Source organism: Actinomadura sp. KC216 (assembly GCF_004348535.1).
Classification (GTDB): Bacteria; Actinomycetota; Actinomycetes; order Streptosporangiales; family Streptosporangiaceae; genus Spirillospora.
Genome location: NZ_SMJX01000010.1, coordinates 1 through 13,355, shown reverse-complemented (window position 1 = coordinate 13,355; position 13,355 = coordinate 1). Strand labels below are relative to the sequence as shown.

Genomic DNA, 13,355 nt, shown 5'->3' with positions numbered 1-13,355 from the left:
ACATCAGAGCCAAATACGCCCCATGGGCCACGGGGGCTGCGTGATGGCACTCGATACCCCGCGGCGGACCGACCGGAGGACCATTCCCCGCGCCGGCGAGTTGGCTACCGATGAGAAGGCCCTGCGTCCCCGAACCGTGCTGCTTGCCCTCGCCGGGGATCTGCGTGATTTCGGAGTCCACTCGCGCCTAGCGACCGACGTCGGAGACGACCCGCAGGTACTGCGGTGCTGGAACCCGAACCGGCGCGGCAAGACGGTCCAGGTGGCCTGCCTATATGCCACTGGCGATCGCTTGCACTTGCGGTACCACCCGACCGGCGACGAACTCGGCGATGCCAACGACATCTACCGGCCGGGGCAGGCGCACGGGCATGCCCGCACGATCGCGGTGGCCCTTTCGGTGCCGGTGCGAAGGTGAAGGCACACGTGAAGGTCGACAGGGCACGCGGGCCGCCCGATCCTCCGGTCGTCCGCTACCCGACCCCCTTCGGAAGGTGATCAAACGATGGACACCGACACCGCCGCTACCAGCGACCTGCTCATCACTGTGGAAGCCCTTTCCGTGGTCCACGACCGGTTCGACTCCGAGCACTCCGACCCGACCGGCACATCAGTCGGTGACGACGGCGAGAACAAGGACCACAACTTCCCCGGCCGAGGCTGACGCGCCCCCGATCCATCGAAAGGAGGGAGGGCCCGAACCCCCGCAGCGGGCCCTCCCCACCTTCAGGCAAGCATTCAAAGGAGCAGGAGATGGAACACCTCATCGTCTCGGCGATGGAGCAAGCCCTCGGGTGGAGTGGCCCCGACAGGGTGGGGACGGACTTCGTCCGGGGACAGTTGCCCGGTACGGGTGTGTCCGCCCGTCTGCTGACGCCGACCAAGCTGCTGGACCTGGCGACCCGGCGGAGCCTGACCACGCCGCAGCTTCGGTGCTTCCAGTCCGGGCGAGAACTTCACCCCTTCCAGTACTGCACCGACGAGATCGGCCGTCGCGGCCAGAGCATACGCATGGTCGACACCATCAAGCTCGATGCGATCCTGCGCGAGGGGTGCACACTCGTTCTGGACGAGATCGACGTATTCGACCCGGTCCTTGAGGTGTTCTGCCGGGCCCTGCAGTGGTGGTCGCACGAGATCGTGCAGATCAATGCCTACCTCACCACCCAGGAGGCGGCAGGGTTCGACATGCACTGGGACGACCACGACGTGATCATCTTCCAGGTGGCGGGCGAGAAGAGCTGGGAGGTGCGCGCCCCGTCGCGGAACGCGCCGATGTACCGGGACGCCGTCACCTCCACCGAACCCAGCCAGGACGTCGTTTGGTCAGGCGTCCTGAAAGCCGGGGAGGTCATGCACATCCCTCGGGGACACTGGCACCGCGCCACTCGGGAAGGCATGGGGGAAGGGTTCAGTCTGCACGCCACCGTCGGGTTCGTGAAGCGGACCGGCGTTACGTGGATGAGTTGGCTCGCCGACCAGAGCCGCGCCGAGGATCTATTCCGGACCGATCTGGACCGGTGGGCCGTGCCGGAAGCGTGGGCTGCGCAACAGGCCGAACTCCTCGCCGCCGTGGCAAAACTGGCGGCAGAGCACACCCCGGCCGACTCCCTGCACGCGCGGGAGACACAGCGCCCACCGGCCCGGCAAATCCCCGCCTTCGACCTGTTCGGCGAACCGCACGGAGCGGTGTGCGTCACCCAATTCGAGCCGTCCACGGAGCAGCACGGCGACACCATCGCCGTCTTGGCGGCCGGCAAGAAGCTCACCTTCAAGGCACGAGCCGCCAACGCGCTGGAATCGCTGCTGAGCGGCGCACCGGTGCAATTCACCGACGCCGACACCCGCACCGTGGCGGCGGCACTGGTGAAGGAGGGGATATGCGCGCCGATGACCGAGGAATTGTCCTTGGGCTACACCGGTCTAGTCACCTGCGCGTGACGCTGGAGGCCGCGCTGGGCCTTGGAGTCCAACGCCTCGACACCGCCTTCAACTATCTGAACTTCGCATCCCATTCGACGCTGGCACGAGTAGCCGGGGATCTACTGGGAGAGTTCGAGATCTCCACCAAGGTCGGCTTCTTCCCCGAAGGGCACAGTCTCGACCCGGTCCGGCTCAGGCGGGCGGTCCAACAGAGCGCGGCTGACCTCGGCCGTACCCCCGACCTGGTGTTCCTGCACAACCCGGAACGATCACTGGACGGCCTTCCGCCGAGTGCCGGAGCCGACATACTCGCCTCCGCGACCACAGCCCTAGCGGAAACCAAGACGCAGGGAATCACGAGGGCGTGGGGGATCTCGACGTGGCGGCCCGGCATCCTCACCCCCTACGCGAAGTCGAGGCGGCTGCCCATCCCGGATGTCCTGATGACCAGGTGCGGCCTCACCGTCAGTGACCAGGCCCTCAGAGCCGCCGAAGACCTCACAGAACTGCTGCGCATCACTCACGCCTCCCGGTGGGGCATGGCACCGTTCGGCGGTGACACCGAAGCCGTCCCCTGGCCCGCCGCCCACACCTTCGCCCCAGGCGAGCAGGAGCCCAGCCCAGTGCTGGCAGCGTTCGCCGCCGCCTACCACCTGCCCGAGGTGTCAACCATCGCCGTTGGTGCTGACCAGCCCGCCCACCTGGTCGAACTGGTCGCAGCCGTCAGCCTCGACATCGACCAGAACAGAATTGCGGCGTACCGGGCGCTGCTCGCCGACCGTGAGGCTACGGTGACCCAGTGAACCTGTACGACCTGTCCAAGACCCCACACGACGACGTCCTCACCGTCCTCGAATCCCGCCTCGGGGTCGTCCTCAACCGCAGCGAAGCTCACTACAGCGCACTCAACGGCACCGCCGGGTTCCCGACGAGCACCGGAACCTGGGTGCGTCTGAGCTGGTACCAGCCAGAGAAACTCAACGCCCAGGCGCTCACCGGGTTCGAGGCCGCGCTCGCGCTGGACGGCGTACCCCGCCCGGTCTGGCAGGCCGCCACATCCTGGCACGACCAGAGCCGCAAGGTCGTCTGGCGAGCCGAGGAAATGACCCGGAGCGCCGACCCGGTGATCTCACCCCAAGCCGCCATCCCCTCCGACCCGGGGCTGCCAGACGCGTGGTGGTCGGACCTACGGACAGCCTGCGAAACGCTCGCCGGGCACGCAACCGACCGCGTCTGCATGACTCAAACCCACCTGTCCGGCCGGATCACCGACGCCTACGGAGAAGGGATCGACACCACCATCACCGACTGGGCAACTGTCCACGGCGACCTCGGGTGGGCGAACCTGTGCGGGCCAGACCTGACGATCATCGACTGGGAGAGCTGGGGACAGGGACCGGCCGCACTCGACGCCGTATCCCTGTGGGCCGCATCCATACGGGTTCCCGCCCTAGCCGACAAAGTCACCGATGTGTTCGCAGACGTACTGTCCACCAGAACCGGGCAACTCACCCGGCTCATGATGTGCGCCAACGTAGTCCGTGCCTTTAAACGGACCGGGCGGAAAGGACCCCTCACCGACCCGATGACGGAAGCCGCCGCAGAGCTACTCGACCAGTTGAGGTGACCTGCCCCGTCATGGCCCCGCATGAAGTGGCACGGGCCCAAGCACGGGGACGGGAGAAGTTAGCGGTTGACGCTTCTCCGCGAAGAACCGAAGCCCGGTCTACAGCCGGTTTTCAACGGTGACTTTCATGAGCATCAAGAGGGCGCTGGAGGGTGATGGGTCAGAACCTACGGTCCTCACGTTCGACTCCCTGGAGGAGGTCGGCGGTGGCGGTCTTGGTCACCTGGAGGTTGTTGATGCCGATGGCCGCCAGCAGGACGGTGGGTTCGGTGATGGTGACGGTGACGCGGATCCGTTGGCCGCTGGTGATGGTGACCGATCCGGTGTTTCCGCTACTGGCCAGGTACGCGCGGGCGGCGCTGACGGCGGCGTTGCGGTCGACGACGAACCGGCCGCCTCGGGTGTAGGCGCGGTCGCGGTCGATCCGGCCGGCCCCGGCGCGGGCGGCTTCTTCGGCGACGGCGGAGGCTTGGCGTGCGGCGCGGAGTTTGGCGCCGCCGTCGACGACCAGGCCCGCCGCTGCCAGCAGGGCGAGAAAGAAGACGATGACGAGCAGGCTGATCGCCCCGCCGTCTCGGGTCCGCAACTTCCGGGTGATGGTCAGGGCGTTCGGCCTCATGATTGCCGCCCTCGAAACGGGTCGATCGGGCTGGTGAAACGCGCGGTTACCGTGGTGGTGGGGACGCCGGCTAGGGAAACGTCGGCGAGATGGACGGTGCACCTCACGTGGGTGGTGACGGTGGCGGGGGCTCCGACGGGCCGGGCGAACCCGGAGGTGTCCACGCTGACGTGTGCGGGACAGTTCAGGCCCTCGCGGTCGAGTGTTGCTTGGGCGCTGCTGGTGGCGTTTACCTGTGCGGTGTTCGGGTCGCGGGCGATGCTGGCTTGGCGAGCGGCGTCGCGTGCGGCGGCTTCGACTGCTTGGTGGGCTTGGGCGATGCGACCAGCGGCGACGACAAAGAGCAGCATGATGATCAGCGCAGGAGCGAAGATGACGAGTTCCAGCGTCACCGACCCGCGATCGCACCGCCCATCGAGCAAGAGGCGCCTGGACCGTCGGCGGACGGCAGGATTAGCGGGCATCATCGGCCTCCGGTGACCCCATTTCCGGACGGTGTCGTGAAGCGTTCGACCGGCCCGTGGGCAACCTGGTCGACCTCTAAATGCAGGCCAGGAACCAGCGAGACGGCGGTTCCGCGCACACGAACCACAATCGTGGTGGCGGTGCTGCCGCTGGTGTCCACGCGCGGAGACTGCAGAAACCCCTGACCGTTGTTGCTCGCGAACGCCAGTGCGGTGGCGTCGGCCTGGGCTGGGTTGGCGCCGTATGCCCGTCCGGTGCGGACGCCTTCTTGGGCGGCGGCCAAGGCCGTGTTGCGGGCGTGGTACCACAAGGCGGCGTTGATTGTCAGCATGACCGCCAGCAGAGCGACGGGGACGGCGATGACGGTTTCCAACGTGATGCTGCCCCGATCGTTGGCCAGGTGATTGTCGGTCACCGCGGCGGCCTTATCTGATTTGGTTGGCGTGGGAGTGGATCGCGGACACGATCTTGGTGGCGGCCCAGACGGCGGCGGCGAACAGAATGCCGATCACGACCATCCATTCCAGGGTGATGCTGCCGCGGTCCCGGGCTTCGCCACGCCATATGTCGAGAAGGGCGCGCAGGTAGGCCAGGTCCGGTGGGAGCTGCGGACGCTTCATAGCGGAAGGACCTCCTTTATTTGGTGGGTGTTAGGCGCCGGTGATGCGGGCGTAGGCGGGGTATCCGAGCAGGATCAGATAGCCCAGCACCGACAGGGCGACGGGCAGGGTCATGGTCTCGGTGCGGGATTTGGCGCGGGCGAGCGCGGCGGCGAGCTGCTGCTCGCGCAGGGAGGCGGCCTTGGCGGTGAGGCTGTCGAGGATCGCGGCCCCCTGGGTGCCGGCGCGGCGGGCGATGGCGGCGGTGTCGGCGAGCTCGCGGACGCCGATCCGGTCGGCGAGGCGTGCGAGTTCATCCCACGGGTCACGGGTTCCGCGCGCCGCCGGGTCGAGAGTGGCGGCGATCCGCTGGAACGCCCACCCCCGGCACACCCGGGCCGGGGCTTCCAGGGCCTCGCCGGGTCCGGCGCCACCGGCGCGGGCCATCTTGATCAGGTCCAGGTAGGCGATGAGCGCGGCCGTGAACTCCTCGCGCGCCTCTCTGGCTTGGCTCCGCAAGGCGATGTCGGGCGCGGCGAACATGATCGCTGCGTAGGCCAGGGTGGAGCCGGTGCTGACCAGCCACGGTACCGGCGGCATCAGCAGATCCCACAACATCGTGGGCACGGCCAGCCCGAAGCCGGTCATGGCGAGCTTGTGGACTAGGTACTCCTCCATCGACTTGCCGATCAAGGCCAGATCGCGGCGGGGGATCCGTACGTCCAGAGCGGTCCCGGCGATGTGTGCGGCCAGCCACCGGCCGACGTGTGCCGCCCGGGTGTCGGGCGCTATGTCGGTTGCGAGACGCCGTGTGGGTAGGGCGAACCGGTCCAGGGCGGCGGCCAGCTGCGGCGGGGCGGGGAACAATTCCCGTACGCACAGGAACAGCCCCAGCCCGACCAAGCCACCAGCCACGAGCACCAGTGTGATCGTCATCGGCGCTTCCTCCGGTCTGGTAGGAACCGGTGTCCTGGCGTGGGGGAGGCCAGCCGATGTAGCCACAGGACCGTTCCGGCGTACAACGCGACGACCACGACGAGCATCAACTGCCCGGTCGTGGTGCCGAACGGCGCCACGTAGGTGCGGTTGAGCACGGCGAAGCCGACGAACGCGGCGAGCGCGACGACGACCCAGATGGCGGTGGTGCGGTGGGTGGCGCGTTCGGCGTCGATCTCGCGCTGCATGGCCACGTCCTTGGCCACGGTGCCGGCCAGCGCAGTGAGCACTTGGTGCAGGCCGCGTCCCCGGACCTGGGAGGCGATGATCAGGGTGGCCGCGATGGTGTCTCCGACCGGGTGCGCCAGGTCATCAGCGAACGCGCGCAACGCGTCCTCGGTGCTGACGCGATACTCCAGCCGCCGCCGCAGCGCCATCACTTCAGCCGCAATTGGGACTGGAGGGTCTGCGGCCGTGGTGAGCAACGCGTCCTCGATGCCGGTGCCGGTGGTGAGCACGTCGGCGAGCTGGCGAGTCCAGGCTTCCATGGCCTCCAGCCGGGCGATGCGCCGCTGCGCCACCCGCCCACCCAGCAAGCGCGGCAACGCGAGCACGGCGGCGGCGACGGCGATCGCGGCCACCGGCCAGCCCGTGGCCGCCCACGTCGCAACAGCCGCCCCTGCCGCAGTCGCAGCATCCAAGAGTGTCCGGCGCGATCGCCATTGCACCAGGCGGCGCTGCGGACGACCGGCGGGCGGTTCGGGCAGCAGATCCGTGCGCGTCCAGGCGGCCACAATCAGGACCAGACCCGTGGCCGCTACGCCGCCGGCCAGCGCCGCGAACAGAGCGTTGCCGGTCACCTCGCCCTCGCCTCCACGTGGAAATGGGACAGGTCGAAGCCGGCTGCCTGCAGCTCGGCGGCACATTGCGGCAGAGTGTGCGGCACCGCCCGCCCGTCCCGGCCGGGGACGTAGACCTGGTTGGTGGCCGGTTCGTCGGTGTCGCCGGGCGGCAGCACTTCCAGCACTTCGGAGACGTAGCGCTGGTTCACCGGGTGGCCGTGCCGGTGGTGGACCTGGTGGGTGAGGTGGACGACGAAGTCCACCGCCATGCCCGCCAGCTGGAAGAGCGTGGCGGGCGGGTAGGTCAGGCCACCGGAGTCGGCCAGGACAAGCATCCGGGCGAACACCTCGCCCGCCGAGTCGGCGTGGATGGTGCACAGCGAGCCTTCGCCGCCGGTGTTCATCGCGGTCAGCATTGGCACCAGTTCGTCGCCGAGGACCTCGCCGACGATGATCCGTTTGGCGTTGAGCCGTAGCGCGTCGGTGACCAGCTGGCGGACCGGGATTGCGCCGACGCCTTCGGCGTTGGGCTCGCGGGCCTCCATCGCCACGATGTCGGCGTGCCGGTGCGGCAGTGTGTGCAGGAACAGCTCGTACTCGTTCTCGATGGTGACGATGCGTTCGTCGCGGTCGAAGTCGGCGGCCAGGGCGCGGGCGAAGGTGGTCTTGCCGCTGCCCATCCCGCCGGTCACCACGATGTCCTTGCGGGCGGTGACGGCGGCGCGTAGGAATTCGCGCAGTCCCGGGTCGAGGGTGCCGTTATCGACGAGCTGGTCCAGGTCGACGTCGAGCATCCGGTGCCGCCGGATCGACAGGCACGGCCGCGGTGTCACGGCCATGAGCGCGGTCAGCCGGGAGCCGTCCGGCAGCGCCAAGCGGAGCTTGGGCTTGGCGGGGGAGAAGTCGCGGGCGGTCTGGCCTTGGTAGGCGCCCCACCGGCGGATCAGCTCGACTAGCTGCGCGTCGGAGTCGGCGACCGGCTCACCCGGCTCTTTGCGGCCGTCAGCGTAGTTGATCCACACCTGGTGCGCGCCGTTGACGTCGATGGTCTCGATGTCCGGATCCTCCAGTAGCGGCTGAAGCGCTCCTAACCCGAACCGTTCGTTGTAGACCGCGCCGACCAGCCGCGCTTCCAGTTCCGCGGTGAGCCGGTAGCGGCCCGAGCCGGCCTGGTCGGCGATCCATGCCCGCACCTCGGCGGCAATGAGCATCCGCGCCTGCTCGGGCGTGGTGTCGGCGGTGATCTGGTCGTCCAAGGCCCGGTTGATGTCGGCGACCGCGCCGCGCGCGGTGGCCTCCTCGACACCCGTCCGCTCCGCGGGCAGGGAGCCCGGTTTCCAACCGGCCGGACGCCCATCCACGAGGTCGCCTGGCGCTTGCTGCCTGGGAGCCGAGCGGGGCCATCCAGGCGATCCACCGGTGGGCCACAGAGAACGGTTGCTCATGGCCGCCTCTCTCCCACTGCTGGGGTCCGTCCGGAGCTCGGTCCGGTCAAGGCTCGGCGCTGTGCGGTCGTGAAGTTCAGCGCATGGTTCGTGGCGGTGCGGGCGGCGCGCATCAGCGGGCTGACCTCAATCCGCCGACGGGCTCGATCGCTGCCGCCGCCCTGTGACAGCAGGCTGGCGGCCTTTCCGTCGATCGGCATCGTGGCGGTCATCGCGAACTCGCCGAGCTCGGCGCGAAGGTCGCGCATGGTGTAGGGACGCTCTCCGATCAGGTACAACGCCAACGGCACGGTCGGGCCCAGGGCTTGACGGAGCCGGGCAATCCGGGGGCGTGCCGCGGCGACCTGAGCCAGTGTCGGCCGCATCACCACGACCACCAGCTCGGCGGCGCGCAACAACGCGAATGGCTGCTCGGGGCTGATCGGCCCAGTGTCGGCAAGCGCGGTGAACGGCAGCGCCGAGAACGTCGCAGCCAGATTGTCCCAGGTGGCCGCCGAGAACTCGGTGGCCAAGAACGGATCGACCAGACCGGGCAGCAGTAGGTGCTGGCGTTCGTCGTCCAAGGCGATGGTCTGCTCCCACAATGCGGTCTCGGCGACGTCCGGGCCGTGCACGGCGGCCAGCGCCAGATCCCACAGCCCGCCCACCGGCGAGGTGTGGCATTGGAAGTAGCCGCGCAGAATCTGCCCGCCAGCCGGGGAGCACTCGGCCAGCAGCACCCGGCCCGGCCAGGTCAGCGCCATCGCGAAGGCCGTGGTGGTGGCACCGGGGGCATCTCCTGGGCTGGTGTAGGCGATCACGCTCACCGCGGCCCCCGCGACGTCACCACCACCGCCAACCTGCCGGTGGACGCCTGCTTGGCGATCGCCGGGCCCACCCGGGCGTCGACTACCAGATCGACCCGCACACTGCCTTCGGCATCGGCGGAACTGACCTGATCAACGGTCGCCGCCGTATCCTGCGTCAACTGATCCCCGCCCGCAGCGGTCGCCGGACTCTCCCCCTGCTGACCGGGAGTGGCGATCACCAGCACTTGATCACCCGGCGCCAGGCCGCGGGCCGGGAGTTGGCTGGCCCTGAGTGCGATCGGAACCACCTGCTGACCCGTTCGCGGGCTCAACGCCGTGGTCACCTGCGAGGGCGCCAGCAGCGTGCCCTTGCGCAGGTCAACGGCCGCTACCCGCCCCACCACTTGCTGGAGCTGCCGACCGGGGACGAGCGTCACGCCCTGTCCGGCGTCCACCTGTGTAGTCGCCACGTCCGAGGCGTCGATCGGGGAGCCGACAGGAACGTCACGCGTGACCATCACCACTGATGCGCGATCGCCGATCCCGGTGTACAGGTAGGCGGCCGACAGCGCCCCGGTCAACACCAGCAGCATGCCGATGACGACCATCCGGCGCCGCCGCTGGCGCGGAAGGGGAGGCAGCGGATCGCGGCTGCGTGATTGGTGGCCATCAGGACTGGACGGCGGGGTGAATTCTTGGACGTGTGGCGTCCGGGATTTGTGCGCCATCATCGACCTCCTGTGACGGCTTGGCCTTCGGCGATCCGCAGCCGGAACGTCGCCGATCGCGACAAGGCCGGCAGAGCGCCTCCGGCTCCACCGGACCCGACCCAGGTCCCACCCCACGTCATCGTCACCGTCACCTGGTACGCCGACCCCGGCAGGCCGGCCGACGAACGGTGATAGGTGTAGGAGCACTCTGACCGTTGCGCGTGTGCGGGGCGCTCGGGGTCGTAGGCGCGGCCGGCGCCGCTACAGCTCAGCGATGGCAAGCCTGGGCCCGGATTGATCGTCAAGCTCGTCGGTCTTGCTGTGACCTGGGCCCAGACTCCGCCGGCCGACACTCGATCGGTATGGCTGGTCCAGTTGGTCACCCAGAACCATTGCGGCAATCCCACTAGTCCGTCCGATCCACGTGGTGGCGCGGTCCGCACTTCGGGTTCGGGGATCGGCAGCCGTCCCCACGCTTGCTGGGCCAATTGCACAGGCGACACGGTCGGAGCAGGGGGGTTGCCCGCCGGAGTTCCTCCGGGGAACGTAAAGGGACCACATACATCGGTTCCGAATCGCCAAGCACCGCAGATGGCCTCAGGCCCGGCGGCGCTCCGGTCTCCGCCTCCAGGCGGGGCTGGCGCTCTGTTCCCGCCGTCGCCACCGCGGGAGCTGCCGCCCTGGCCGGGCTTCTCGGCGCCGTAGCCGTAGCCCCACGGGTAAGGCTCAGGCGGAATCGGGTCCTGTCGGGCCAAAGCAGCCTCCGCAGGCGCAATGGCGCAGGTCATCGCAACGACCAGGCCGGTGGCCGTTATCGAAAGCGGACTTCCTAGCAGCGTCCTAGTGGAGAGATGCGAGTGATACGCCATTGCCGATCAGATCCTCGTGCAAGGGTTGCTCGTAGATGATCGTTCGGTGTCCCGCGACTGGTGATCTTTCCTGTGCGGGAGTTCTTCAGCTGCGCATTCGTGCTGTCCTGGCAATCCCACACCGTCGCCTGGCTCCCCTTGACCTGCACCTTTTCGATGTGGACGACGATGTGCCCGATGGAGGTCAGGTTCTGGGCGTGGAGCTTTTCGATATTGCTGAGCACGTCGTCGAGGAGCGGCTGAGCCGCGTATTGCTCCAGGAGTTGGCGGCGAGCCTGCGGGCTGGCGGCCTGTTCAGCCTGGGGGAGGGCCACCCAGTACTGGCTGTAGCTGTGCTTGACCACGTCCTGGACGGTCGAGGCCGCTGGTGGACTAGGTACCTGGCTGGAGGGGAGTGACACCGGGTCATCGTTGCCGCCGCACGCGCTGATCAGAAGGACGGCGAACAGGAATGCGTGACGAAGGGAAGGAGCGTGAGCAGGTGAGACGTCCGAGCTCCGCTCTCCGGGACTTCGGCCGTAGCGTCGCTTCATGATCTCCGTCCTCTGTCGCGAAACTGGGACGATCTGTCGAGATAGTAAGACACTGTCGGGTAGGGTTGTAAAGAGGGACTGGCGGGTGAGGAGAAAGCGCGTGGCGACGACACCCGAACCGCGGCAACTGGCGCTCAGCGAGTTCGTCCGCGATCACAACGCCTCTGGCCTGAGCTATCGACGCATGGCTGTACGTGCGATCGACCCGGAGAGCGGGCAGAAGCTCGGCTTCCAGTGGATCAGCAAGCTCGCGGCCGGGCAGGTGGCCAAGGCGCCTGAGCCGTGGCAGATGCGTGCCCTGGCCGCCGCCATGGAAGTCCCCGAAGAACTGGTGAAGACCCTGGCCGCGCGCCAGTGGCTGGAGTATGAGATCAGCGAGGTCAGGCTCGGCTCCGATGAATGGATCTTGTTCCGCCTGGCGCGAGACCTGCCTGACGAGGACAAGCGGATGCTCCGCCGAATGGCCGAGGAGTTCGTCCGCCGCCAGAATCGGCGGCTGAACGAGTCCCCGGAAGACGCGGACACCGGGAGGCACCCGGGCTAAGGAAGTTACGGTCGAAACTTGTGCGCCTGAGGGAGTGCTGCAGCTATCGAGTGATCATGATCAATGAAACCTGGAGCTGACTAAGCCGTAGGGGGATGACGTGGCCATCCCATCGCGATTCATCAGGGTGGACCCGGCGGAAATGGATGACCAGCTCGGCCCTGTCTTAGTTCATCGGACTCCTGCTGGCTGGATCTACTACTGCCGCGCAGACAAGATCTCTGAGGAACTCGCCCGCGAGTTCGAGGCACTGGCCAACCGCTATACGCAGACCACCATCTCGCTCACCACGCCGACCGAACCGAAGCCCGAGATCAGGATGCACCGGCTTCCACCAGAGCAGATGCCCGCACCCTTGCAACCGGCCGTGCTCGATCTCCAGGACGCGGTGCACACTATCTTCGTTCGCGACGATCTGATCAGTCAGGACATGGCCGAAGCCATGGTCGACATCACCTCGGAGCAGAACCGCTATGTGCGTCGTCTCCCAGTGATCGCTCCTCTTCCTGACCCATAAGCACGCCAGTCGCGTTATCGCGCAGTCCCTTCACCTACCGACGCGAATCGGGAATCACCGTGGAAGAGACCAATATCTCGCCCGCAACGTCCGGTGAGCCTACGCACCTGCTGCGCCAGATCCTGGCCGGTGATCCTGATGTGGATCCGTTCGACCTTTACCGGCAACTGCGAGATCAGGCGCCCATCCTTCGTACCGGCTCAGGCTGGATCGTTCTATCCCGCTACACAGATGTCGAAGCCGCCCTACGCCACCAGGCCCTTGGGCGAGGCGACGAGAGCGTTTCCCACCTCAAGCATCTACCGCAGGACAAGGCCCAAGCGTTGATGAGTCGCTGGCGGCACACCATGGTGTTCGCCAACCCGCCCCACCACACCCGGCTGCGCCGGCTGGTCAGCTCAGCCTTCACGCATCGCCACGTCGGGGCCCTGACAGCATCGATCGGCAGGCACAGCGAGCAGCTCCTAGACCGACTGGCCCAACAGCCCGGCGCAGACTTCATCAGCACTGTCGCCTTCCCGCTCCCCACCCAAGTGATCGGCGAGCTGCTCGGCGTACCCTCCGCCGACCGGCCACGGCTCGCCACCTTGGTGCCCCAAGCCATGAAGGTCTTCGAACCCTTCACCGATCCCGCCATTCTTGGCAGGGCCGCCGAGGCGGAAGCCGAACTGGCCGACTACTTCACTCGCCTGCTCGCCCACAAACGCCGCCAACGCGAGGACGACCTGCTCACACGGCTTGCCATGGCCCGGGAGGACGAAGCCCTGACCGACGCCGAGATGGTAGCCACAGCGATCCTGCTCCTTGGGGCAGGGCTGGAGACCACCGCCAAGCTGCTCGGCAACGGCCTGCATACCCTGCTCACCCACCCTGACCAACTCGAAGTACTCCGTTCAAACGCCGACCTGATGCCCCGGGCCATCGAGGAGATACTGCGC

Annotated in this window: 18 protein-coding genes; 8 read left to right on the top strand and 10 right to left on the bottom strand. The window is 67.7% G+C overall.

What is annotated here, in order from left to right; genetic code table 11:
• The first annotated feature begins 43 nt into the window (after window positions 1–43).
• The 5 genes from E1264_RS03105 to E1264_RS03090 all read left to right on the top strand — a co-directional run bounded on the left by E1264_RS03105 (window position 44) and on the right by E1264_RS03090 (window position 3,550).
• The gene (locus E1264_RS03105) at window positions 44–418 is read left to right on the top strand and encodes a hypothetical protein (RefSeq protein WP_132169354.1); all 375 of its coding nucleotides are present in this window, start codon (window positions 44–46) and stop codon (window positions 416–418) included.
• Between the two features lie 87 nt (window positions 419–505).
• Entirely contained in the window at window positions 506–664 is a 159-nt protein-coding gene (locus E1264_RS42970) for a hypothetical protein (protein ID WP_165963943.1), read from the top strand.
• Window positions 665–753: 89 nt separating this feature from the next.
• Window positions 754–1,941 carry a cupin domain-containing protein gene (locus E1264_RS03100; protein ID WP_132169352.1) on the top strand — a complete coding sequence of 396 codons (1,188 nt, stop codon included), beginning with the start codon at window positions 754–756 and terminating at the stop codon, window positions 1,939–1,941.
• Window positions 1,938–2,726, top strand: coding sequence for an aldo/keto reductase (locus E1264_RS03095; protein WP_207935690.1), 789 nt, complete (start codon window positions 1,938–1,940; stop codon window positions 2,724–2,726). The genes E1264_RS03100 and E1264_RS03095 overlap by 4 nt, the downstream gene beginning before the upstream one ends.
• Entirely contained in the window at window positions 2,723–3,550 is an 828-nt protein-coding gene (locus E1264_RS03090; protein WP_132169348.1) for an aminoglycoside phosphotransferase, read from the top strand. Before E1264_RS03095 ends, E1264_RS03090 begins: the two co-directional genes overlap by 4 nt.
• A 160-nt stretch (window positions 3,551–3,710) precedes the next feature.
• On the opposite strand, the gene E1264_RS03085 is transcribed toward E1264_RS03090, so the two are convergent.
• From E1264_RS03085 to E1264_RS03040, 10 genes are all read right to left on the bottom strand, one after another.
• The gene (locus E1264_RS03085; RefSeq protein WP_132169346.1) at window positions 3,711–4,169 is read right to left on the bottom strand and encodes a pilus assembly protein TadG-related protein; all 459 of its coding nucleotides are present in this window, start codon (window positions 4,167–4,169) and stop codon (window positions 3,711–3,713) included.
• Entirely contained in the window at window positions 4,166–4,561 is a 396-nt protein-coding gene (locus tag E1264_RS03080; RefSeq protein ID WP_207935689.1) for a TadE/TadG family type IV pilus assembly protein, read from the bottom strand. The genes E1264_RS03085 and E1264_RS03080 overlap by 4 nt, the downstream gene beginning before the upstream one ends.
• A 71-nt stretch (window positions 4,562–4,632) precedes the next feature.
• Window positions 4,633–5,049 carry a TadE family protein gene (locus E1264_RS03075; protein ID WP_243710713.1) on the bottom strand — a complete coding sequence of 139 codons (417 nt, stop codon included), beginning with the start codon at window positions 5,047–5,049 and terminating at the stop codon, window positions 4,633–4,635.
• A 10-nt stretch (window positions 5,050–5,059) separates the two neighbouring features.
• Complete coding sequence (locus tag E1264_RS03070; protein WP_132169344.1) at window positions 5,060–5,254, bottom strand: hypothetical protein; 195 nt, start codon at window positions 5,252–5,254, stop codon at window positions 5,060–5,062.
• A 30-nt stretch (window positions 5,255–5,284) separates the two neighbouring features.
• A complete protein-coding gene (locus tag E1264_RS03065; RefSeq protein WP_132169342.1) occupies window positions 5,285–6,169 on the bottom strand; it encodes a type II secretion system F family protein in 885 nt (294 codons plus the stop codon).
• Window positions 6,166–7,029 (bottom strand): type II secretion system F family protein, encoded by an 864-nt coding sequence (locus E1264_RS03060; RefSeq protein ID WP_165963942.1) that lies wholly within the window; start codon window positions 7,027–7,029, stop codon window positions 6,166–6,168. Before E1264_RS03060 ends, E1264_RS03065 begins: the two co-directional genes overlap by 4 nt.
• Entirely contained in the window at window positions 7,026–8,372 is a 1,347-nt protein-coding gene (locus E1264_RS03055) for an ATPase, T2SS/T4P/T4SS family (protein ID WP_165963941.1), read from the bottom strand. Before E1264_RS03055 ends, E1264_RS03060 begins: the two co-directional genes overlap by 4 nt.
• Window positions 8,373–8,452: 80 nt before the next feature.
• On the bottom strand, window positions 8,453–9,262 hold the full coding sequence (locus tag E1264_RS03050; RefSeq protein ID WP_132169336.1) for a hypothetical protein: 810 nt from the start codon (window positions 9,260–9,262) through the stop codon (window positions 8,453–8,455).
• Window positions 9,259–9,852 (bottom strand): SAF domain-containing protein, encoded by a 594-nt coding sequence (locus tag E1264_RS03045; RefSeq protein WP_165963940.1) that lies wholly within the window; start codon window positions 9,850–9,852, stop codon window positions 9,259–9,261. The genes E1264_RS03050 and E1264_RS03045 overlap by 4 nt, the downstream gene beginning before the upstream one ends.
• A 931-nt stretch (window positions 9,853–10,783) precedes the next feature.
• The gene (locus E1264_RS03040) at window positions 10,784–11,167 is read right to left on the bottom strand and encodes a hypothetical protein (protein WP_132169332.1); all 384 of its coding nucleotides are present in this window, start codon (window positions 11,165–11,167) and stop codon (window positions 10,784–10,786) included.
• Between the two features lie 289 nt (window positions 11,168–11,456).
• Here E1264_RS03040 and E1264_RS03035 point away from each other — a divergent pair, with 289 nt between their 5' ends.
• The 3 genes from E1264_RS03035 to E1264_RS03025 form a co-directional block, all read left to right on the top strand.
• On the top strand, window positions 11,457–11,900 hold the full coding sequence (locus E1264_RS03035; RefSeq protein ID WP_132169330.1) for a hypothetical protein: 444 nt from the start codon (window positions 11,457–11,459) through the stop codon (window positions 11,898–11,900).
• 142 nt (window positions 11,901–12,042) lie between these two features.
• Window positions 12,043–12,417 (top strand): hypothetical protein, encoded by a 375-nt coding sequence (locus E1264_RS03030; RefSeq protein WP_132169328.1) that lies wholly within the window; start codon window positions 12,043–12,045, stop codon window positions 12,415–12,417.
• Window positions 12,418–12,476: 59 nt separating this feature from the next.
• The coding region (locus E1264_RS03025) for a cytochrome P450 (protein WP_132169326.1) at window positions 12,477–13,355 on the top strand (879 nt) is incomplete at its 3' end.

What these genes read in the sequence shown, in the direction of transcription:
- E1264_RS03105 (WP_132169354.1), top strand. Translation starts at nt 44, where the DNA reads ATGGCACTCGATACCCCGCGGCGGACCGACCGGAGGACCATTCCCCGC.
- E1264_RS42970 (WP_165963943.1), top strand. Translation starts at nt 506, where the DNA reads ATGGACACCGACACCGCCGCTACCAGCGACCTGCTCATCACTGTGGAA.
- E1264_RS03100 (WP_132169352.1), top strand. Translation starts at nt 754, where the DNA reads ATGGAACACCTCATCGTCTCGGCGATGGAGCAAGCCCTCGGGTGGAGT.
- E1264_RS03085 (WP_132169346.1), bottom strand. Translation starts at nt 4,169, where the DNA reads ATGAGGCCGAACGCCCTGACCATCACCCGGAAGTTGCGGACCCGAGAC.
- E1264_RS03070 (WP_132169344.1), bottom strand. Translation starts at nt 5,254, where the DNA reads ATGAAGCGTCCGCAGCTCCCACCGGACCTGGCCTACCTGCGCGCCCTT.
- E1264_RS03065 (WP_132169342.1), bottom strand. Translation starts at nt 6,169, where the DNA reads ATGACGATCACACTGGTGCTCGTGGCTGGTGGCTTGGTCGGGCTGGGG.
- E1264_RS03045 (WP_165963940.1), bottom strand. Translation starts at nt 9,852, where the DNA reads ATGGTCGTCATCGGCATGCTGCTGGTGTTGACCGGGGCGCTGTCGGCC.
- E1264_RS03030 (WP_132169328.1), top strand. Translation starts at nt 12,043, where the DNA reads ATGGATGACCAGCTCGGCCCTGTCTTAGTTCATCGGACTCCTGCTGGC.